Source organism: Paenibacillus sp. FA6 (assembly GCF_051550225.1).
Lineage (GTDB): Bacteria > Bacillota > Bacilli > Paenibacillales > Paenibacillaceae > Paenibacillus_AQ.
In genome coordinates this window covers 154,724-177,868 of sequence record NZ_CP188820.1, presented here as the reverse complement: position 1 = coordinate 177,868, position 23,145 = coordinate 154,724, and the positions used below count along the sequence as shown (strand labels likewise).

Annotated in this window: 13 protein-coding genes; 4 read left to right on the top strand and 9 right to left on the bottom strand. The window is 39.3% G+C overall.

What is annotated here, in order from left to right; all coding sequences use genetic code 11:
* Positions 1-55: 55 nt before the first annotated feature.
* Complete coding sequence (locus tag ACP8HI_RS00840) at positions 56-1,846, bottom strand: L-fucose isomerase (protein ID WP_438349273.1); 1,791 nt, start codon at positions 1,844-1,846, stop codon at positions 56-58.
* 161 nt (positions 1,847-2,007) lie between these two features.
* Between ACP8HI_RS00840 and ACP8HI_RS00835 the strand changes: the two genes are divergently transcribed.
* From ACP8HI_RS00835 to ACP8HI_RS00825, 3 genes are all read left to right on the top strand, one after another.
* Positions 2,008-2,892, top strand: coding sequence for an AraC family transcriptional regulator (locus ACP8HI_RS00835; RefSeq protein ID WP_438349272.1), 885 nt, complete (start codon positions 2,008-2,010; stop codon positions 2,890-2,892).
* A 158-nt stretch (positions 2,893-3,050) separates the two neighbouring features.
* Complete coding sequence (locus ACP8HI_RS00830) at positions 3,051-4,820, top strand: ABC transporter ATP-binding protein (protein ID WP_438349271.1); 1,770 nt, start codon at positions 3,051-3,053, stop codon at positions 4,818-4,820.
* Entirely contained in the window at positions 4,813-6,594 is a 1,782-nt protein-coding gene (locus ACP8HI_RS00825) for an ABC transporter ATP-binding protein (RefSeq protein WP_438349270.1), read from the top strand. The genes ACP8HI_RS00830 and ACP8HI_RS00825 overlap by 8 nt, the downstream gene beginning before the upstream one ends.
* Positions 6,595-6,850: 256 nt before the next feature.
* Here ACP8HI_RS00825 and ACP8HI_RS00820 read toward each other — a convergent pair whose 3' ends face one another.
* Complete coding sequence (locus ACP8HI_RS00820; RefSeq protein ID WP_438349269.1) at positions 6,851-8,539, bottom strand: hypothetical protein; 1,689 nt, start codon at positions 8,537-8,539, stop codon at positions 6,851-6,853.
* A 246-nt stretch (positions 8,540-8,785) separates the two neighbouring features.
* Between ACP8HI_RS00820 and ACP8HI_RS00815 the strand changes: the two genes are divergently transcribed.
* Entirely contained in the window at positions 8,786-10,138 is a 1,353-nt protein-coding gene (locus tag ACP8HI_RS00815; RefSeq protein ID WP_438349268.1) for a uracil-xanthine permease family protein, read from the top strand.
* Between the two features lie 323 nt (positions 10,139-10,461).
* Here ACP8HI_RS00815 and ACP8HI_RS00810 read toward each other — a convergent pair whose 3' ends face one another.
* The 7 genes from ACP8HI_RS00810 to ACP8HI_RS00780 all read right to left on the bottom strand — a co-directional run bounded on the left by ACP8HI_RS00810 (position 10,462) and on the right by ACP8HI_RS00780 (position 22,915).
* On the bottom strand, positions 10,462-11,988 hold the full coding sequence (locus ACP8HI_RS00810; RefSeq protein ID WP_438349267.1) for a YcdB/YcdC domain-containing protein: 1,527 nt from the start codon (positions 11,986-11,988) through the stop codon (positions 10,462-10,464).
* A gap of 2,170 nt (positions 11,989-14,158) precedes the next feature.
* Positions 14,159-17,611, bottom strand: coding sequence for a hypothetical protein (locus ACP8HI_RS00805; RefSeq protein ID WP_438349266.1), 3,453 nt, complete (start codon positions 17,609-17,611; stop codon positions 14,159-14,161).
* Complete coding sequence (locus ACP8HI_RS00800; RefSeq protein ID WP_438349265.1) at positions 17,608-20,028, bottom strand: SNF2-related protein; 2,421 nt, start codon at positions 20,026-20,028, stop codon at positions 17,608-17,610. Before ACP8HI_RS00800 ends, ACP8HI_RS00805 begins: the two co-directional genes overlap by 4 nt.
* A 544-nt stretch (positions 20,029-20,572) precedes the next feature.
* The gene (locus ACP8HI_RS00795; RefSeq protein ID WP_438349264.1) at positions 20,573-20,743 is read right to left on the bottom strand and encodes a hypothetical protein; all 171 of its coding nucleotides are present in this window, start codon (positions 20,741-20,743) and stop codon (positions 20,573-20,575) included.
* Between the two features lie 464 nt (positions 20,744-21,207).
* Entirely contained in the window at positions 21,208-21,408 is a 201-nt protein-coding gene (locus tag ACP8HI_RS00790) for a hypothetical protein (RefSeq protein ID WP_438351661.1), read from the bottom strand.
* Positions 21,409-21,482: 74 nt separating this feature from the next.
* Positions 21,483-21,806 (bottom strand): hypothetical protein, encoded by a 324-nt coding sequence (locus ACP8HI_RS00785; protein ID WP_438349263.1) that lies wholly within the window; start codon positions 21,804-21,806, stop codon positions 21,483-21,485.
* A 170-nt stretch (positions 21,807-21,976) separates the two neighbouring features.
* The gene (locus ACP8HI_RS00780; protein ID WP_438349262.1) at positions 21,977-22,915 is read right to left on the bottom strand and encodes a restriction endonuclease; all 939 of its coding nucleotides are present in this window, start codon (positions 22,913-22,915) and stop codon (positions 21,977-21,979) included.
* Positions 22,916-23,145 lie beyond the last annotated feature (230 nt).

The window sequence follows — 23,145 nt, the reverse complement described above, 5'->3', positions numbered from 1 at the left end:
TTTTTTCACCATTAATGAAGTTACGAAAAAAAGTGCATCCCCCACATGCTGTGGGTTATTTATAAAGCGGACCGAAGTTTGCGCATGCGCGGAAGTCGGCACTCTCTGCTTGCTCAGTTCCGAACATCCCCCAAGCACGTGGGCGGAACACCTTTTCTTTCGGCACATTGTGCATGCTAACTGGAATACGGAGAATAGAAGCCAGTGTAATCAGGTCCGCCCCGATATGCCCATAGCTGATCACGCCATGATTCGCACCCCAGTTGTCCATGACATCATAAACGCTTGAAAAAGCGCCATTGTCCGTCAGATTAGGCACAAACCAAGTGGTCGGCCAAGTCGGGTCAGTACGATTATCTAAAGTCTCATGCACATGTTCTGGTAGTTCTACAGAATAGCCTTCGGCGATTTGCAATACTGGACCGAGACCCTTCACCAAATTAAGCCGCGCCATCGTCATCGGCATTTCTCCGCGAGTCAAATAGTCAGTAGAGAAACCACCGCCACGGAAATATTCCACGGATGCTGGACGCCACTGTGTAGCCTTCAACATGTTATCTACTTCCTCATCACTAATCTCCCAGAATGGCTTCATTGCAGGCTTGCCGTCTTTCATCTGCTCACCGGTACCGTCTAGCGTAGCCGATCCTGAATTGATCAAGTGCAGAAGTCCATTAGCCGCCCGACCTTCCAACTTATGTCCAGTCACCCGTTCTACCGAATCCGGGCTCCAGTAGGTCCTAACATCAGCGAAAATTTGCGCCGTATTCGTGAGCAAGTATCCAAACAACATCCCCATTCCGTTCAGGCTATCATTCTCTGTAGCAACCATATATGGAGAACGCTTACCATTCCAGTCGAATGAGGAGTTAAGAATCGTTTCCAGGAAGTCTCCATTCGGAGAGTGATCTGTCCACTGTCGTTGACCTTGGAAGCCGGAGACTATTGCATGATGTCCTTGCGCTTCTTCACCATAGCCAAGTTCAGCCAATCGTGGGTTACCAATCATTAAGTCCCGCGTAATCAGTGTCATTTTCACAACTGTTTCCCATTCCCAATCCTTACGTTCACGAGTCGTTTGTAGTAGCTCTGGATTGTTATCAGAACCTTCTTTGCAGTTTTCCTTCACCCAAGCAAATGCCTTCTCATACTCTTCTGGATCATAAATGCCTTCTTCCAAACGCCGTGTAAATTCGCTCATATCGATGTATTCATTGCGCATGCCCAAATATTCTTGAAAGAATGAATCGTTCACGATCGAACCAGCGATCCCCATGGATACCGAACCCATGGATAAATACGCTTGATCTTTCATACATGCAACAGCCAGCCCGCTTCGGGCGAACCGCAGTAGTTTCTCCTGCACGTCAGCCGGAATATGGTCATCCCCTTCGTCTTGAACGTCCTCGCCATAAATACCGAACGCCGGTAATCCCTTTTGCGCATGGGCGGACAGCACAGCCGCCAAGTATACCGCTCCCGGTCTACCTGTACCATTGAAGCCCCATACCGCTTTAGGAAGGCTTGGATCGGTATCCATCGTCTCTGTTCCATAACACCAGCAAGGTGTCACTGTAATCGTCAGACCAACCTCTGCGATTTTGAACTTTTTAGCAGCGGCTGCAGCTTCCGCAACCCCACCGATACATGTATCCGCTATAACGCATTCTACTGGTTCTCCATTCGGATAACGCAGTTCCTCCTGTAGCAATTTCGCCACAGCTTTGGCCAAGTCCATGGTCTGTACTTCGAGTGACTCGCGTACTCCTCTTCTTCTTCCATCAATCGTTGGTCGAATCCCAATCTTAGGAAATCCATCTCTCCATCTGTAACCGTTTTCAATCATAATCGTTCATTCCTCCTTGGAGTTCGTTTAATATACTCATATATTAAATTGAATAGCAGGAAATGATAACCCACTATGTTGCTGTTTGCCATCCTATATATCATCCATATAGTGAACCTCATGATGTATAATAGAACTATTATTGTACGGGAGGGACCCTTATGCCTAAGATCGAAATTCCCCACAGCAAGAGTGACCGCTTCCGCTTCAAAAAGACTCCTGAGCTACTTTTTGCCGGACAAGTGCTCGATGAATGCTCCTTTTATGCAGCTCCACAAATTCATGAATTTTGCGAAATGATCTATATTGTTGAGGGTTCCGGTGAATTTATCATTAACGGCAAGACCTATATATTGAATCAAGGGGATATGGCTATTTATAATCCCGGTGTCCAGCATGAGGAACGTTCCTCCAGCGAGGGGTCATTCAAGGTGTTCTATTGCGGCGTCAATAATTTGCATATTGAGGGCGTTCCATTCGGCATGTTATTGCCTCCCTCCGTCGATCCGGTCATCTCCTGCGAGAAGTACGCTTTTAAAGTAGAAAGTTATTTGTCTGAAATGCTACAGGAATGCGACTCCCAAGTGCTTGGTTACGAAACACTGAGCAACAACTTGCTCATGTCCCTCATTACGCTGATTTATCGGATTATTGACGTGAAACATCAGTTCCAGTCCCTCCAAGGCAAGAATGAAATTACGATTCGCACCAAGGATTTTATCGACAAAAATTACACGAAAAGCATCACGCTAAAGGATATCGCCGACACGCTTTATGTCAGCCAGCATTACCTATCCCACCTGTTCAAAAGAGATCTAGGCGACTCTCCCTTCAACTATCTCATTCGTCGTAGAATTGAAGAGTCCAAGCGACTCCTAGCGGAAAGTAATACTCCGGTACATGAGATCTCCTCCCGTGTTGGTTACAGCAATGACAAATACTTCTCCATGTTGTTTAAAAAGGTAACCGGGCAAACACCAAGTGGGTTCCGGAATGAGGAGAAAAGAAAAGGGGAGCCCAGCACCTCGCCGGACTCCCTTAAGTGAGCGCAACTGCCCAAGCGAGTTCTCTACAAAGACGATAAGAATGAGTAAAAAATATTGCTTCACACTGCCCATTAAAGTGGTATAATCACTTTAATTTGTTGATTATGTAGAGTTTTTTTCAACAAGAGTGTAATAACAAACAGAAATCAGGTGCTCAAATGTTCGAACTGAAATGGCTATGGCAAAACCTGCAGGGTGACAGAACACGGTATATTCTGGCGCTTTGCCTCTCGGTGGTGGGCTCTGCGCTCATGATCGTGAATCCGTACATAGGTCAACGCATTGTCGATACGTTCATAGCCAACGACAACGCGGTGCACAATTTAACACAAGAGCGTGGACTGCTGATTACGCTCTGCATGGCCATGATAGGCTTTACCTTACTACGTACGGGGCTAGCCTATCTCACAACGATGATGTATGAGCGTTCCTCCCAGAACATGCTCTATCGCGTCCGCATTCATCTGTACAACAAGATTCAAGGTCAGGATATGCATTACTACGACCACAACCGCACTGGCGACCTCATGACCAAGATGACAGGCGATCTGGACATGGTGCGGCACTCCATGGCATGGATAATCAAGACGATCATCGAATCGCTCGCGATCTTCATCGCCGCAGTCGTCTATTTCTTTCGCATCGATGTCCAATTGACGCTGTGGCTGCTGATTTTGTCACCCCCAATTTTCATCGTCGCTTATATCTTTGCGAAGCGAGTACGCCCTATGTACACTGACCTGCGTGAACGGCTGTCGCAGCTTAACACCACAACGCAGGAGAACATCTCGGGTAATCGGGTTGTCAAAGCTTTCGCACGCGAGGAGTATGAGGTCGAGAAGTTCACGGATAAGAATATCAGCTATGCCAAGGCGAACAAGACTGCCGCACTCGTCTGGCTCGATTACTTTCCTTACCTAGAGACCCTTGCGCAAGCCTTCAATGTAATCTTAATGCTGGTGGGTGGTTTGTTTGTCATGAATGGCCGGATCACTTTTGGTGAATTCGCTGCCTTCTCTGCGTTGATCTGGGCCATTTCCAACCCAATGCGTAACATCGGCATCATTATCAACGATATTCAGCGCTTTTTTGCCAGCTTGACCAAAATCATTGAAGTTTATTACGCGCATCCAAGTATCGTCAACGAGCATAATCCTGTCGACAAACGCCGTTATAATGGCCACATAGAGTTTGACCATATCAGCTTCAAATACGACGGAGTGACGGTTCTGCACGATGTCAGCTTCACTGTGGAACCGGGTGAAACCGTCGCCATTATGGGTTCAACTGGTGCGGGCAAAACAACGCTAGTCAACCTGATTCCTCGTTTCTATGATGTGTCGCAGGGACGGGTACTGGTCGACGGCATCGACGTACGTGAGCTTGAGCTCGACGAGCTCCGTGGTAATATTGGCATTGCAACACAGGATGTTCTGTTGTTCTCAGATACGATTGATGGCAACATCTCCTATGGCAACCCTGAACTTTCTGAAGAGGAAACGAAAGAATATGCCCGGCTTGCCGCCGCGCACGAATTTATCATGAAAATGCCCGAAACATATGACACGATTGTAGGAGAACGCGGTGTTGGCCTGTCCGGTGGACAGAAGCAGCGTATCGCGCTCGCTCGTGCCTTAGCGGTTCACAGTCCAATTCTGATTCTGGATGACACGACCTCCGCCGTCGATCTAGAAACTGAGGAGCATATTCAGAAAAGTCTGCGCGAGCTAGACTACCCTTGCACGAAGATCATCATCGCTCAGCGCGTATCTACTACCGCAGAGGCTGACCGTATCCTCATTCTCGAAGACGGACGTCTCATCGAGGAGGGAACTCACGCTGAGTTGCTAGCAAAGCGGGGTTATTATTACGAAGTGTTTAAGCTACAGAACGAGGGCATTGGAAGGCAGGTGACCGATCATGGCTAGGAATAAATTCGACATCGATGAAGATCTGGAGTCGCCATTTAATATAAGGCACTTTCGGCGTGCGTTAGTCTACATCAAGGGTCAGAAAAAACCGATGATTGTTGCGTTTGTGCTGAGCGCATTGTCGGCAGCCATTGCGTTGTCAGCTCCACTCATCATGCGTCACGTCGTCGACGTGACTATCCCGACGAAGGCTGCCCTCCCACTGGTAGGATGGTCAGCGCTCATGCTGGTGACCATTGTGGTCAGCGTTTATTTGGCAACAATCCGCTCGCGCATCATGACGAGCGTCGGTCAGGATATTATTTTTGAGATCCGTACAGATCTGTTCAAGCATTTACAGGAACTACCGTTCAAATATTACGATGACCGTCCGCAGGGAAAAATTCTCATCCGGGTCGTCAACTATGTCAACTCGGTATCAGATGTGTTATCCAACGGTATTATCAACTTCATTCTTGAAATCGTGAATCTGATCTTTATCGCCGCTTTTATGTTTGCCGTAGATGTTCGGCTCTCGCTTGTTATTCTCGCGGGACTGCCCTTCTTCCTCGCCATTATGCTGATGATCAAGACCCAGCAACGGCGGGCATGGCAGGCGGTATCCAACAAGAGTTCCAATATGAATGCTTATTTGCAGGAAAGTATCAGTGGTATCCGCGTGACGCAAATCTTCTCCCGGGAGCAACGCAATGAGGGCATCTTTACTCGCCTATCTAGCAATTACCGGACAGAATGGATGCGTTCCATGCGATATAACGCCTTAATCCCGTTTAGCGTCGACAACTTGGCTACCATTGTCTCTACATCGATTTATCTGGTAGGGCTGCTCGCCCTTAACCCGAAAGATGTGACCTTTGGTGTCATTCTCGCGATGGGAGCCTACGCGGCCCGCTTCTGGCAGCCGATTCTGAACCTATCAAATCTATACAATAGCTTCATTAATGCCGTTGCCTATCTTGAGCGTATTTTCGAAACACTCGATGAACCAGTAACCGTCAGCGATGTGCCTAATGCGAAGCAACTACCGTCAATCCAAGGTAGTGTAACCTTTGATAAGGTTACATTTTCTTATGATCCTGGCAACAATATTCTCGAGAATCTTTCCTTCAATATTAAGGAAGGTGAAAGCATCGCCCTTGTAGGGCCGACGGGTGCAGGTAAAACAACGATAGTGAACCTAATCTCTCGCTTCTACAACATTACAGATGGTACAATCTCAATTGATGGACACGACATCTCACAGGTGACTCTGAAATCGCTACGAAGCCAAATGGGTATTATGCTGCAGGATAGCTTTATTTTCTCAGGCACGATTCTTGAGAATATTCGTTACGGCCGGCTCGATGCTACAGAAGAAGAAATCATCGCTGCCGCGAAGACAGTATGCGCCGACGAGTTCATCCGCGAGTTTGAGCAGGGCTATCAGACGGAGGTCAATGAGCGTGGCTCGAAGCTGTCACAGGGACAACGTCAGCTTATCTCATTCGCACGGACACTCTTGGCCGACCCGCGCATTCTCATCCTGGATGAAGCCACCTCGTCGATTGACGCCAAGACCGAGCGGCTACTTCAGCAGGGCCTGAACGAACTGCTGAAGGGACGGACTTCATTCATCATCGCACACCGTCTATCCACCGTAAAAAACTGCGATCGCATTATGTATGTTTCCGATAAAGGTATCGCAGAGTGCGGCTCGCACGACGAGCTAATGGCTCTCCGCGGCCTATACTACCGGTTATACTCGGCACAGAAGATGGAGATAGAAGCTTAAGCTATTAATCAACGTATATTGGCTGCACCCCTTATAGTAGACATTGTAAAAACACCAAGTGTGTTGATCGATGAATGCTATAGGGGGTGCTTTTTGCTATGGAATAAAAGGACGGCCCTATATTGTACCACTTCAAAATCAAACAACCTTAGTCCGATGGAATGCCGGACCAAGGCTGTCTAGTGTATCTTCGTTATCATACTTCTACTATTGCGATAACATTGAGCTTTTGATCAGATGCAATTAGATTTATTAATCAATCTAACGTTATCGAATAAAACAATCGATATCCATTGCTGTTCGTATACCAGACAATTTTGTCGCTACTAATGATGGGACTGCTTTCTGATAATACAAAATTCTTGATGGTTTGGATGTCACCCATGGCTTTCCCATCTCCATCAATGAATACATATTTCAGGTCACCAGGATGATTCTCCATATCAAATTCCTGCCATAGCACCATCATCTTGTTGTCTGTTATTTTTACCAGTTTAGGTATAGATGCGATCAGGTTCGTGCCTACATATTTAGCCATGGTGATATGATTCACTGCAGTGCTAGCCTTTGGCAATACACTAAGAATGATATCCCTTTGATCTTTCTCCAAACCAACCATCTCATAAGACGTATACTCTTTGACAAGCGAATGGTCAATCGTATTCATTGCGACAATATAGTTGGCTGAAGACATTTCAAACCCGCCTATAGAAACGCCAGTGGTGTTCGCTCCAATTTTACCGGGGATATTAAACAAATCTACCTCTCTGTAGCTGGTTCCATCTCCTTTATTCAGCACAATCGAACGGGGGTAGGCATCACCATGATCAACCAGAACATGAGTACTTCCATCAAACAATACATACTGATCAAAGGAATGACTGACATGATTTTTTTGGAAGCGTCCCATATCATTGGTTACGTTCATGGTATTGGTATTCACAATAATTGTGAGCTGGGATTGGTGATTTAAATTATCCTCTGTCGTGTATCTTTTACGAGAAGTGTGAAATACAAGCGTATCCCCAGCCTCAGCCATCCTCCCGGCACCTGCATCAAAGGGCTCTACTGTATAACTCTCCCCACCCTTTATGGAGACATTATCGATTCTATTGAAACTTTTATCATAACGGACGATGCGAATTACTTCTTTATTGTCATTCTCTTCACGGTTGTCTTGTCCAAAAGCAATATAGTTGTACTTCTCACCGCTGTAGAAACCACCAAACAGAGGGAGCTCATAGGATATACTCTTGTTTCCACTTAGTTCATACTTTTCATTATATGTTTCAATCGTAACATCCTCATTCGCCTCAATGACACTTACAGTCCCATCACTATTATTCATAAGATATGAAGCAACTGTACCTTTCCATCTAGGAAAATAAGAAGATTCGGCGTTACTCTTGGCTTCAATAGCTGTCTTAGCACGGTAAGTATGGTCTGGGGTTTTGGAGAACAGTGATATTCGATTGGATTGAATGTCATATTCGATATCAAATGGAATCTTGCCCGCCAAATCTCTCAATTGAAAATAATTGTTTCCATCAATATTGTATGCCGTAATTAGCTGCAACTGCCCATCCACTAGAACTTTTGAGGTTGAACGGGTGGCTGAATAATTTCTATTGCGACTATAATAGTTGCTGCCTTCTGTCTCTTCAGGAGTATACGCTTGCCCTGTTATGATCTCTATTGCGTTGCTCTCTTTATTCCAAGATATATCGAATTGACTCGTAGTTCCTGAGAAATACTCCGCTAAATCTCGTAATCTAAAATAATTGCTGTTTGAAATATTGAATCCATCAAGACTCCTCTGTTCTCCATTAAAATATGTACTGCTCTCTGTCACCTTAGCATTCATAGTGTTGCTCGCAAAGGTTGTAGAGCCTAGAACCGGTGTGATCAGTAATAAAATAAATAGTAAACTAAACATCTTTTTCATTCATCGTTGCCTCCATCAATTGTTAGTATCGAAAAGAACTCTTTCGCATTCATCTATTGCTCCTTAGATTTATCGGTAATTTGCCTCACTTTCTTAATATTCGTCTTTTAATATAGACATATCAATTTTTGAGGATTATAATAACAATTATCGCTTAAAAAGCGAACATTAAATCAAGTCTATCAAATTAATATATGTATTCAAGTTAAGTTATAAAAAAACAGAAAATTCGAGGTGCACATCTAAGTGAAAACACAAGCAAACAAGCAAGATAACGCTCAAGTGAAGCCACAACATTTAACTGTCTTACCCGATGAAAAAATTTCATTCGGCAAATCCGCCATTCTAGGTTTACAACATGTATTGGCAATGGACGTCTATGTAGTTCCTTTCCTTATTGCGATGTTAATCGGTTTGCAACCTAATCAGTCAAGCGCTTTGATTCAATCTACTTTTATTGCTGCTGGCCTTGCAACGATTGTGCAAACTTATTTCTGTATGAAGCTGCCTATGGCCCAAGGTCCTTCTTATGTTCCGCTTGGTGCCATCGTCACGATTTATGCCGCTAGTGGTGGCGGGGAATTAGGTTGGAGTTCGGTGTTAGGTTCCAGCTTAATTGGTGCGATCTTAGTTATTATCTTGGGCTATACTGGCATTTTCAATAAAATTGTTAAATCATTTATCCCACCCATTGTAGGTGGTACGATCATATTCATTATAGGTCTTTCCTTACTACCTGTTGCTATAAGAGACAATATTTATGGCGCCACTGACGCTACAATCAATCAAAGCGTGTTATTAGCCCTTATTTCAGGTGCTGTACTTATTATTTTCGTGATCCTAGGTTCTTTGTTCCGTACTAAAGGATCTATATTCCGAATAACTTCCGTGATGTTCGCGTTAATTATCGGAAGTATTTCTGCAAAGTTTATGGGCGTCTTAGATTTCACATCTGTTCAAAACGCCAAGTGGTTTAGCATGCCGCAGATACCTTTTAAAGATTTCGGATTTTCTTTCGACTTTTCTGCTATTATCACCATGGTCATTATTTATCTCGTACTGCTGGCTGAAACAACAGGTACTTGGTTTGCTATCAGCAACGTGATCGATAAACCGTTAACGGATAAAAATATTAACCGAGGTGTTATTGGAGAAGGAATTAGCTGTCTTATTGCTTCATTACTCGGTTCAACTCCTGTTACTGGCTATTCTACAAATGCAGGTATTATTTCCATCACAGGTATTGCTAGCCGCCGAGTCTTTCTTGCTGTAGGAGGATGGTTTGTCCTCTTCGGTTTCTCAAGTAAATTAGCCGCTTTAATATCTTCGCTTCCAACATCTGTCATCGGCGGCGTATTCGCCATCGTCTGTGGTATCATCGCGATTAACGGTATGCAGGTGATGAAAAACGAAACCATTGGCGAAAAAGAAATGTATATTATTGCGATACCCATGATTTTAACGTTAGCGTTAGTGTTCATTCCTAAAGATTTCTTATATTCTTTACCTACTATCGTGCAATATTTATTGGGCTCACCTATTTTAGTTGCTTCGATGGCAGCGATATTATTGAATAAATTATTGCCAAGCGCAAAGTAAGTTGTAAAGCGAGGCCATTGAATCGGGGCGATCACATCCCCTGTAAATTAGTCATAAGTAATCTAAACGGGGCTGACCCCAAAGGCTACATTAATTGTAGCCTTTGGGGTCAGCCCCGTTGTTTATGGTATTGTACTTCTAGCGATTCAATCTACTATCCGAGTGAAAAAACACGCCCCCCCCCTGGGGGGAGCCGCAAAAGTGGGTTGTTCCCCCTAATAATCAATACGCAACGCTCCATATGTGTGGAGAGGGGAATAGGAATTTACGTTTGTTGATGGTATAAAAGTGGTCAATTAAACTAGGGTTCTAGGATAATATAACTACTTTCCCCAAATAGGTTCGCCAGAAACTGCATCTATATAGCGTAAAGTCCGTTTCTCCCCCCGCTCATTGCATATAGTCGTGGTCGGTTCATACAATAGCCGATATGCAGTAACCTCTTGATCATGATCCAAGTACCACCTAAGATGAAGTTTCATCTGTTCGACATAGTCATCAAATGCCGTTTCCGATGTGAGAATTGGAAGGAAACTACATCCTGCCAATTCTGTAATCATCTCATAAGAAACACCCATATAGTTGCAGATGTCTCCCGTCGATGTGCTGACACTGATCGTAATCCTCTCATGGTTCACGGGGATTCCGTCGATATAAACGGGCAAATAGAAAAATTCACGTTCGCACGGTTCCCCATCTGATTTCTCTTCATCGTTTTCAAGTTGGAGATAATCGATGTAGTCTGGAAATACGATACGCAGGAATTGTTCAGCCTTCTTCCAGCACTGTTCCCGGTTTAGCGCTGGTGCTCCTTCCTTCCCGCGATCTAACCAATGATACCCGACCAGACGTCTAGTCGTCTTCTCCAGTTGTACCATGATCGAGGAGTCCCTAAAATGACGCAGATTATCGCCCCATTTTCGCTCCATATAAGCATCTCTGGACAAGGGGTCCCGCTCTGGGTTCTCTTCCTCTTCCTCCTGCCCCCTAAGTTGATACAAGGATCTTATTCTCTCCCCGTCATCCGTCGACTTCTCTAGCACATAATGCTCTAGGTTGATGCCAAGCCGTTGTTCCCAAGACACCGTCTCGTCAGTAGCAGGCGTCGGAACAGTATCGATTAGCAACAAGGGATGACTTGGCGGCATGACGTAGTGTTCTGGACCAAACAGATCACGGCCTGTTACAGCATCAATATTATTACGGTCTAGAATCGGCTCATAAACTAGTCGATATTCCTGTTCAGTTCCTTTCATTTCGTACATTGAAGGATCTAGAGAAACGATCGTTAGCTCCATACGTAAATTGCTCCGTATATCCTGCATCACAGTATCCGCATCCACAATGGAGGGCGGCCATTCTGGCTTACGAGCTTTACTAGCCATTCCCCCATTTATATGATATCGTACGACGTTTAGTTCTGTATCCAGCGTCAGCCAACAACCCGTGCCGGGCAGTGGCAGCCCACCGACTTCCTCGCGAAACGTAAAGTCGACTCTATCTTTTCTTTTTTCAAGTAAGACTGACGTATATTCCTCAGGATAGGGAGCATGCTTCGCAACGAATTCATCGGCTGCCACACTAGCCTCCCCATCTAAGCCTAACCGTTTAGCCTCCACCTTGGTCTTTCTCACTCCTTCCCGATCGATAGCAAGCCGTGTCAGGTGTCCGGTTACCAGATCCAATGTGATCTCAATTGTGTTATCCTGGTTTGCAGGGTCCTCCCAAATAAAGCACCGTTCTTTCTCATCACCTTCGGGCATGTTGTCTTCCATCTCTAGCTGATAATGCTCGGGTATCATAACAATGGTTTTCGCTCTGGCCAAAAGCTTCTCTTTATCGATTGACACGTTTTCCCTCCTACTAAAAGCATCCTTTTACGCAATCATTACAAGCAATACCTATGAGCAATACTATCACATCTATTCTTTCAGACCCATCAATAAACCAACTTAAGCTTTCTATTTACTTGGTTTCGAAGGGGTTTTACATTCAGATAAATGGCACTTCAGAATAGTATTCCGCTCATGCGGAATGCTGCTGGTAGAACATAAAACAAGGTTGGAGGGTCTTTATAGACCGTCCAACCTTGTTTACCTCAATCAATAAATAATTATACTTGATGATCACTAAAAGGATAAATCACACTTGGTAAGCAGCTTTAAATCAGCTCAGACTTTTGCAGCAACCGTTGTACAATAGCTACCACCTCAGCTCGTGTAATGTACGCCTTAGGATCAATCCCCGAACTTCTGCCCGTTACGATGCCAGCGTCGTGTTTCCCTCCCTCTGTGGAGGATCAGGATTGATCATCACATTCCACTCTTTTTTCCGCTCAATACATCTTATTAAATTTAGCTATTTGCTTCTGTAATCATAGTTATAAAATGAGTCTTTAAACATAAACACTCTTGCTACAAATCAATAGTTTTCTCAATTTTCATCACAACTTTATTAAGAACTGAATAATGTCTTGATACAAAAACAGGGGAATGGCTTAAATTTGCAGATCCCTCTTCAATCTCCGCAATCCCACGCACAGCAAGGCATCTCAGCCCTTCTCTCGCCTTTTTCTTCCCCACGTTAAATAGCTAACAATCTACCGTCAGAGCAGTAGAAAACATAGGTGAGCGCTGGATTTAGGAAGAAATTAATCAGAGTAATTGATCGATTAAACAGTCGATGAAACACATGAGATAAGCTTAAAAGCTGGATGAAAAGAGCCGAGCGAAAAGCAGGAGGAAATCCTGAAAATCGGTCGGCTCTGCGGAATCGCATGGATCTGGGGTTACGCCGTGCTCCATTTAGCGATTGGATGGTTTTATCACGATTTTATTTGATTTTTAGCACGACTTTATTTGTAATATCACGGTATTATTAATTCTTTACAGATTTGTTCAAACTTAATAAACCCCTGCTAAAAGACACCCCCCAAACCCGCATTCCACCGTTGCCCGAATAAATAAACTCTTGCTACAAAACAGTGCTTTCCTCAATTTTTTCCTCATTTTTTCTATCACGACTTTATTAGAATCTGAATAATGTCTTGCTACAAACACAGGAAAAGGCTTGAAATTCGCAGATCCGACTCCAATCGCACAAACCCCACGACCAGCAAGGCATCTCAGCGCTTCTCTCGCCTTTTTCTTCTCTACGTCAAATAGGTAACAATCTGCCGTCAGAGCAGGAGAAAACATAGGTGAAGTACTGGGTTTAGGAAGAAATTAACCAGAGTAAATGATCGATAAAAAAAGCCAAGGAAACACATGTGATAAGCTTAAATCCGGTTGAAAGGATCCGATGAAAATCCTGAGAATGCAGGTGTGGTGAGGGATTCCAGAGGTTATGGAAGAAAAAAAGAGAGAGGGAAAATGACTGAGAAAAAAGGACTTTGGTGATGAGGCGAGGGTGGGCTGAGTAAAAGAAAGATAAAAAAAGCCGAGCGAAAGGCAGGAGGAAATCCTGAAAATCGGTCGGCTCTGCGGAATCGCATGGATCTGGGGTTACGCCGTGCTCCATTTAGCGATTTGATGGTTTTATCACGACTTTATTCGATTTTTAGCACGGCTTTATTTATAATATCACGGGTTTATTAATTCTTTACAAGATTTCGAACCATCAATACCACGCACTCCACATGCACCGTATGCGGGAACATATCGCCATAGGATTTAATTTGTTTCGGTACTCAATGACCTTGATTTAACAGGCTTTTTGTCACTTGGTTTCCGTTCTTAAAGGCTGCTTTCCTTTTGTTTGTGTTGATGTTTTACATCAATTTTACATCAACTTGTTTAGAAAGCATTTCCTGACTTCATCGGTGCCAGCGATAGATGTCAGGGACATCATTTGTTCACTGTGGACATTAAAAACTGGATTACGGATCACTTACCCTCTAACGTGAACGGTATAGTAGGGGAAGTTAGAAAAATATAAAGAGCTGCTTTACTTAAGGAAACAGAAAACCAAAAATGTAATCTGGAGTTATTATTACTGTTTTAGCGACAGTTTGGAAATATGTCAGTAATTTATCCTGTTATTCATTATCACTTTTCTTTTACATAATGCCAGTATCCCATCATATAACTTAGTTTTATAAATGACTTCTTTTATTTGATGTGAATTATTCACTTCACATTTATATCTTACATAGTAAGAATTCTCCTCTTTTATGATTTCTGTGTTTTTCAGACTTTTACTCAACACTTTTTCACAATCTTCGCATACAACTTCAAACACTTGAGGATATTCTTTCTTTGTTTTTTCACTACAATTATTTGTAATAATTAGCTTTGAATTGGTCAATTGTCTTCCACAACAACAGCATTTATTATCATTATTTCCTCTTGCTGTAATAATTTTTTTAAGTGTATCACATGAAAGTCTATTAGCATCAAATTCACAACTTATTCGGCGATACCTTGGATTTATATCTATATCACAGCTTGATAATTTATTATATTCCTCTCCTTGAATCGCGAGTCTTTGACCTTCCGAGATAAAAACCTCGCACTTATCAACCATATCGCCATTTCCAAATATATCTTTTAAAACCTTGTTAATTGCCTTTTTATAGTCCATCTTTTCATTATGAATAATAATGATCTCATTTTCAGAATTTCTATTTCTATTTCCTTTTCCTATTTCATTCCAGTCGTTATCCCCCCATATTTTAAAGCTACCTTTATGCCAATACATTACTTCATCTCGGTTTCCAACTTTATTGGTTTGCATAACATAGATCTTCTTCTTTGTTATTCTAAACACATGGTCAATATAATCACTTGGACACAAATTATTCGTTATGTCACCTAATAATTTGATGTTAAATGTAATCTTATACTTATTAATGTCTGTTGTTAATTTACTATATCTCCTATTAGTATAGAAAAACTTAAAGATTTCAGGAATATCATTTATATTAAGACTAAATAGAGGTTCACCAGACTTGGCTGTATCGAGTGTGAAATCCCCCCATTTACTTACAACATCGCTCTTCTCAAGAAAATCCTCTACATAAAACTTAAAGCTCTCAAAAGTATGTGCATAAATACGCCTTAAAAAATTAATGTTTATTAGCTGGCATTCAAACCATTCGCCACTAACATAAGCTTCGCTTCTCCAATACGTACACGTGGGGTTCTTGTGCAAAGGATATTTACTCGATGCAAGCATTATTTTCTCACCAATACAAATAATATGTCTTATTAATTCATCCTCATCTAATATTTTCTTCACAAAATTTTCTGAAAGTTTATCACCAAATTTATCAGTATTCGAGTCCAATTTTTTTTCAGTATTGATGTAATCATATATTATGAAATTATTATTATGACAGTAAATTTCATTGCCTGCATTGTGATGATCTGAACCATAAAATACAACTGTACCCTCTTTGTATGTCTTCTTAGGAAAAGGATACTTTGGTAGTTCTACCTCACCTGATTGTTCTTTGTTGACCACTAGATCTAATAATCGTATTTTTAATTCGTTATATTGTTTATCAAAAAGCTCCTCTTGCTTCCCTTCCAATGTTGGATATTGTTTGCTATTAGTCTGCTCATTTTGATTTTCATTATTACTTTGATTAAATAAATATTCATAAAAGGAAGCGCCTGTAATTTTACCTGCTGTATCAATATGATTGTGTAATTTATACCTTCCAATCATCGAATAAGAAATATCTATTAATTCAATATTACCCACCCACAACTTTTCATGCCACGCGTCAACCTGCGCATCTCTAAGTATAGGCTGCTGTTCTTTACTATTGGGGAAGTTACCTGTTATTCGATAATATATTAATTCCCGAACACTACCGGCTATGTTTAGTACAGTCTTCAATTTATGAATATTTCCAGATTGTTGATTAACTTGAAATGCTTGATTATATATTTCTTTTAATTCTTCAATGAATAGCTTCTCATCATATTTAATACAATCATTGGCAACAAAACTTTTCACAAAAAATTCTATCACATTTTCTTTAGTGAATTTCTGTATAATAAACTGCTTTTCAAAATCCTCTTTATCTTTTCTTTGATATACAAGATATCTGTCTTTCAGATCTTGATTCAGTGGTTCATCACTTTTTATGTACCTTGCTAAAAATCGGTTACTAATTTCATTTTCATAAAATAAGTCAATATTTGAATTATCTTGGATCAATAAACTATGAAACAATTTACTGATATCTTCACCTATATCCGAATCAGCACACTTCTTACTTACCATAAACTTATAGATTTCTATAAGTTCGCCCTCTATTTCTTCCTTTATTGCTTTAATTTTATTATCTTCATCTGTTAATTTAGTTCTAGCGACATTTGAATACTTACTGTTAACTAATATATCTATTCCTTCGTCATCAGCTTCAGAAATATAATATGTTTCATAATATCTTCGCCTGCTGCGCTTAGGTTTTAGCGGAAAAGCAACCGAAAAATTCTGCTGTTCTCCTTCTCCTTCTCTGATAAACATCAGATAGGATAACCTTTCCTCCTCATTACATTTCAAGGTTGCTTTACATACTCTATTACCGTCATCTTCAACTGAATTACTTTCATCACAAGATATCGTAAACAATTCTGACTTGTTATCATCATTCTTATGAAAATAAATTTTTTTAATGCCTTTTTTTTTACCTTTGTTTTTATCTGTAAATAATAACCCTCTTACGTCAAAAATCAATTTTTCCTGGTTCAACCCAAAGAAATATTGCTTAAAAGTTTCATCTTGTATAGGGTTTGTCTTATCTAACATTGAATCAATGAATTTTTTAAGCTTCGCAACGTTAAATTCACCATAGCTTTCTTTTTGGGGAAATCGAATTGTAAACCGAGTTGTTTTCCCATCCCATTCTGCATTTTTAGAAAAATTAGAACTTACCTTTTCAATTTTATCAATACCATCTTCGTTGATTGTTTTAACTTTAAATTCAATCTTTACGTTACTTTCCATTGTCATGTGATCAACAAAATAAAACAATGATTTAATTCCTACACCATGTTTACCGGTTGTGGATAAATCGGATCTTTTGGTATGTATCTCTGTATTAAAAAAACCTATAATGTTTTCTGTCTTAAATCCAGAATCTTCATACAAAAAAGACATCTCATAATTATTATTAATATTGGACAGTATTATACTTATAGATTCCCCAGTAGTGTTATCATTTGCATTCTGAATGATCTCGTTAAAGTATATTTCTTTATAACCTTTCGTTGCACTAAGTCCTTGCTCATCTGCTCTTGTTTTCCGAATGGTAGAATTAATAGGATTCTCCACATTATCTGATGTATACCTTTCGAATAAAGCACTAAAGAATTCATTTTCTTCACAGTTCTTATCTAATAAGAATCTATCGAGCTCTTTAATCCCCTTTTCAACCTCATTTTTATCTTTATTGGGGTATGTTTTAGGATTCATATAGTATTTTACGATTTCATCAATTAAGAGTATATTATCCATCATTCATCTCCTCGTAACTCGTTAAAATTATTGCGATATTCCTCAACGGTTTGTTTAATATAATTATTATCCTTTATGTAAAAAAGTCCTGTTGCAGTCTGACTATCAGAAGTCTCCACCAGATCTTCCAACAGATTTCCTAATTCTCCATATTTTTTAAGAGCAGCTTCATACTCAAAATCAAAACTATATTCATGTTTTCCCTCATTTTTTTTATCCTCTTTAATCACAATACTTTCGCTTCGTATAATATTTTGTTCTTCATAATATTCGTCATATTTTTCTTCATCATCAGCTACAATAAATGAAGCACTCTCGATGTATATTGTTGATTTTTTCCCAAGTAAGTTACACCAATTAAAAATTTGAGGCTCCAGCAAATTTAGTAATCTTATTTTATAATAAACTTTAATAGCGCACTCAAACTTTGCTTTATCCGCTATGAAATCAATATAAGCTTTTGTTCCTTCAGATAATAACTCCGCTATATCTACATCAAATTGTTCGATACTCTTTTTCTGTATGATGTAACCTTCCAAACTTTCTATTAGTTTTTTATCGTTGTCACCGACCTTACTACGCATTTCAATCAATTCTTTCATGAAGTTACTATCAGCCTCAAGCTTGCACTTCGACAATTCATTTTTTAATGACTCGATATTTTTCTTTATAAATTCAGAATGGAATAAAATCGTATTTCTTATAGGCATATACTCACAAGTTTTATTGATTTTTAAAGTACTATATCTTAACATTGGGTTTGCATCGTTATTTAGCATAAATACCATCTCTTTATCTTGCGAATCACTGTTATCCATTCTATCAACTCTACCAAAACGCTGTTCAAGTTCAATGCTTGTAAAAGGGAGTTCATAGTTGATCACACCATGAAATTTCCCTAAATTTAGTCCCGTTCCACCGGTTGCTCCAGTGGTAATAAATAGCACTCTCTTTCCTAATTCTATTTGCCCTTGCAAGTAATCCAATACATTATCAGGTGTAACAGCATTATCCTTTGGATAAACCTCACACTTATTACCACCAAACTTTTTAGCAATAATAATATTTCCCTTACCTAGATTTCCATCCCCTATTAGTCCTTCAAATGTATTATTAGCGGGCCATATTGTATTGAAAAATATAATATAAGATTTATTATTATTATTTTGAATATGCTCCACCAATTTACTATACTTATTATTATCAATAGATGGTGCTTTATCTTCTATCAAGTATCCATAGTCTTCAATATCATTCCTAAACTTTCTGTAGATTCCCTCTAGTAGAAATTCATCATCCTGTTCGTAGATTAACCTCGTCATACCACCTTTCACCTCGGCTAGAATATTAAGATATTCATATCTTTTATCCCAACGTTCACATTCTAAAAATATAATATTTCTTTTTTTCGGAATTATTTCTAAATCCTCTCTAAATAGCTGTGTAAAAATGTCACTATCACCAAATAAATCACTTAAAGAAGCATCGTGTTTATTGTCTACGATTCTAGACAATTTATCTCTATATGCCGTTAAATCACGCACCTTGCTAATATCCAATATTCCATCATTTGTTCGACTGTTAACTACAATTGGTGTCGCAGTAAGCAATATTGCTTTTTCTGCTTTCAAATCATTATAATTATCAAAGCATAAATGCCCTTCATCTATTATAATTAAATCCCAGCTGTTACGACTATTCCACGAGTTTAACTCCGTCTTAAGTTCAATAACCTTTTGATCTTTAATAAAAATAGTTGGCTCGTTGCATTTAAAGTACATTTGCTTTAATGTTTCATTATAAAATCCTCCTTTATCTCCATTATCTACTGTATGAGCATACAATCCGAGCTGTCGCTGAATATCCTTTTCCCATTCACTCTTTTTATTATTCGGGCAAATAACCAAAATCTTTGCCTCATTCTTCTTTTCAGAAACCACATCACGGATACAATAAATTGCAGATACAGTTTTACCGGTTCCCACCTCATCAAAAACAAGATGAAAATTCGGGCATTCCGTATTTTCGATCTTTTGTGATGGCCTTGCCTGTAGTTCATAATATTGAATATCAAGTAATGGTTGTTCTCCCAGGAAAAACATATCGATGATACTTTTATCCGCATCTATCAAGTCTGTATAATAGCCTATTTCCTTTTTTTCATCATATAATTCAGCCTCTTTTTTTCTTTTGTTAAAATATCCAGCATTCCACTCTATTAAATCTTGCATTGTTAATTTGGTTTCTTCCCAATCAATTTCACCATTGCTTCTTTTGGGCTTCATTACAGGGTTGCCCAATACACTTTCATCATACTTAGTTTCATCCCATTGTCTAAATAACACTTTATATTGCAACAATAGATCAACCTCATTACTAAATGCTTTCTCAAAATTTTCATAATTAATAAAGCAGTTCATAGTTAACTCCTCTCCAACAATTAATTTCCATTCCCTTTGTTTTCAGTCAATATTTACTCAATCTCTTCATCGTAAAGCATTATTGCAATATAATCTGGAAACATATAATTAGTCGTAAGCAATATATCAACATGATATTTTTTACCTATTCCGTCCAATTGTTGTATGCTGTCAACATCAATTAATTCTTCTAAATAGCTCTCTTTGCAAGGCTTCTCTTATTTTGTAAATATACGGGGTAATTTTCCACCCGTATTCACTTTATTGGTAATAGATGCTCTTGTAATAATGCACTTCATCTTAAACACCTCTCTCATATAATAAAGGTACAGTTAATTTATCAAGAAAACCGTATAAAAACTTGTTGTTCCATAAGCTATATAGGAAAATAGGTTTATTACGGATGAGCTAGATAGCATAAAGTACTAAATATAGAATGAGGTTGTCGGTTGTATACCGTAAAGTAAAAAGAAAAACTTTTCTGCACTGAATTTTTTGTTACTTTTCAACCTAGAAAGTTATTTATTTTACATAGGAATAAATATTACCAAAAACGATCACGAAGCTTCTGTAATTGATGAAAATGGATTTCCTTATTAAGAGTGAATTCGACAGGATATGCGGTAAGTCCTTTGTTATAGAGTAGGGAGGGAGATTCTAGAACATTAGAATCTACTATGATGCTCTCAGCTTTCAAGCGAACTGTATCAAACACAACAAACCTCCCCTTGTAATTCAAAATTTTGATGTTAATTCAAGTTGTTACAAGAACTCGATTGGTGTGCACAGCCAAATGCTCCTTACACTGAGAATGATCGTGATAAGTATCTGATTAGTTACGATACAAATCCAACAACCTTCTCACCCTCCCTATCGTGTTGACTAAGCACTCTGTTGCGATTAGTGCATTTTCTTATTCATTTTCAAAAAAACGCAAGAAAGCGAAGTTAGGCTAAAGGCGATGTTTCATGGAGGTATCTAGCCATTTTAGGGTTAATTCTGAGAATCTTAATAGAGGAAAGAGGTTATATTATCCGTTCTTCTTTGTACGCACATAAGTTTCATAAAAAAGTCGTACAGGCATTACAACGGTTATGGGGGTATGAGATACAAATATCGTTCTAATCGCCACCCACCCCCATCTATAAAAAACCTCAGAGAATAGTCTCTGAGGCATTGTTACTTACAAACCATATTTAAATCATCTAAAGCTGAATGAGTGTGCCCTCTAACAAACTTACTCTCATCTTTCAATCCATTATTTATAAGTGGAATAACGAGTTCCTTATTAACCGTTCCATGTATCCTCGCAATATGACCAAAACAAAGAATTGCTATTCCTCTTACATTTTCATTTTTATGCTGACAATATCGGACCAACAAGTCTTGTACGAAATCTCCATCTTCAGCATTTATCGCAAGGGATAAAGGTTTATCGGAATTAATTAGATTTATTATAACTTGATTTTTTCAATGTTATTACTGTACCGTTCTGTACTTTCATGAACAATATCATCTAATGCCTTCTCGAGTGCGTCAATTTCTTGCCATACTTGTCGAGTAGATTTACTAGAAACGATTCTAAGTTTTTCAAACGCTTTAATTAAACCTATTTTTATTTGAATTTCTTTATCTGTCTGTTTTAAGATTCTTCGTCTATCTCTATACATGATATAATGCTTTTTGAAGTTTCCCCTGGCCTCTGTTAGTGAATAATCTGAATTTGGACCGCCCCAAACTTTATCTGCATGGGGGTCATCTTGCCCATCATCCTCCATTACATAAACAACAAATTTCCCAACCTCGTCTTTCTTCTAATGTGGGATAACCACAGCAAGGACAATTATGTCGATTCATGTTACACTCTCCCTTATAATTCACCCAACCAAACATCTCCAACTTTTACTTTGAAAACAGTGTCGATATCAACCCTTAGAGGGGATTACTACTATATATTTTGAAAAATGCTATTCAACTGATTTTTTATATCCTCTTTAGAGACTCCTTGCACAAAATATAATTTATTAGTTGATTTACTATTATATTCCTCGAAATAGCGATGAGCTGAATTTGTTAATTGGGTATTAGTTACAAGTATTAAATCATTATTTAATCTATTTATACTATGTATTAATACTCTTATTTCAGATATATTAATTGCTCTTCTATAGTATTTACACTGTATTGCAAACTCCTTGTTATTTTCGTTCACTATGAAGTCATAGCCCATGTCTCTACCATAACTATGATGAGTATAATTTTTACCGTTTAAGGCTTCCTTTACAGTTATTTCAAACGTAAAAGCACTCATAATACTGTGTTGAATTTCGGTCTCTCTTTCTTCAAGGTCCACTTCAATCTGTTCTTGTCTGTCACGCTTAGCCTTCTGAAGGGTACTATTAAAACCTAATATAGCTACTCCAAATGTAATTATAGTTAGTAATGATTCTAAAAACTTCATTAAAGAATTGGATTCTTCTTTGGGCTTTAGTTGTGGTTCATTGATACCTTTTCGAAGATTTTGAATTCGTTCGATTAAACCCTTCCTTTGATCCAGTGGAATAAATTTGTTTTCCAAAAATCTTCCCGAAATTTGTATTAACAACTCATCTTTCGTGTAAGGGTACGTTATACTATACTTTATTTCTTTAGCCTTAATTAAGGATTCAATCTCTTCTATAGAAAGACTTTGATTGTTATAAATGAGTTCCTGAAGGTTCTCTATTAAACCTTCATTGATAGTATTTATTTTTTCCGCTCTCATTTCCTGAAGATATCCTGGAACGAAATACACACCAAAATATATTGTAAGTAGTATGCCTATAATACTAAAAATATTAGATAAATTCCTCTTTGACCATTCCCATATCCATCTAAACGCATTCATTATTGAGCACCTCTAATATATTCAATTGTAATCTAGTATAGATTATATTCCAAAAGTCACCAAATAAAAAGAAAAATCCCCATAATTGGGGATTTCGACACCGTCACATCTTAGTTTTCTTCTTTTCTGATTAGTAGTGAGCAACACTCCACATGAATGGGATGCTTATTATTGATAGAATGGAAGGGGCATTTAAGCCCCCGCTGGATTTATAAAACCATAATGAATTT

Bases quoted from the DNA above. Each gene is read 5' to 3' on its own strand.
- ACP8HI_RS00820 (WP_438349269.1), bottom strand. From the start codon at position 8,539: ATGAAAAAGATGTTTAGTTTACTATTTATTTTATTACTGATCACACCG.
- ACP8HI_RS00785 (WP_438349263.1), bottom strand. From the start codon at position 21,806: ATGGAGGATGATGGGCAAGATGACCCCCATGCAGATAAAGTTTGGGGC.
- ACP8HI_RS00780 (WP_438349262.1), bottom strand. From the start codon at position 22,915: ATGAATGCGTTTAGATGGATATGGGAATGGTCAAAGAGGAATTTATCT.
- ACP8HI_RS00825 (WP_438349270.1), top strand. From the start codon at position 4,813: ATGGCTAGGAATAAATTCGACATCGATGAAGATCTGGAGTCGCCATTT.
- ACP8HI_RS00840 (WP_438349273.1), bottom strand. From the start codon at position 1,846: ATGATTGAAAACGGTTACAGATGGAGAGATGGATTTCCTAAGATTGGG.
- ACP8HI_RS00805 (WP_438349266.1), bottom strand. From the start codon at position 17,611: ATGATGGATAATATACTCTTAATTGATGAAATCGTAAAATACTATATG.
- ACP8HI_RS00830 (WP_438349271.1), top strand. From the start codon at position 3,051: ATGTTCGAACTGAAATGGCTATGGCAAAACCTGCAGGGTGACAGAACA.
- ACP8HI_RS00800 (WP_438349265.1), bottom strand. From the start codon at position 20,028: ATGAACTGCTTTATTAATTATGAAAATTTTGAGAAAGCATTTAGTAAT.
- ACP8HI_RS00835 (WP_438349272.1), top strand. From the start codon at position 2,008: ATGCCTAAGATCGAAATTCCCCACAGCAAGAGTGACCGCTTCCGCTTC.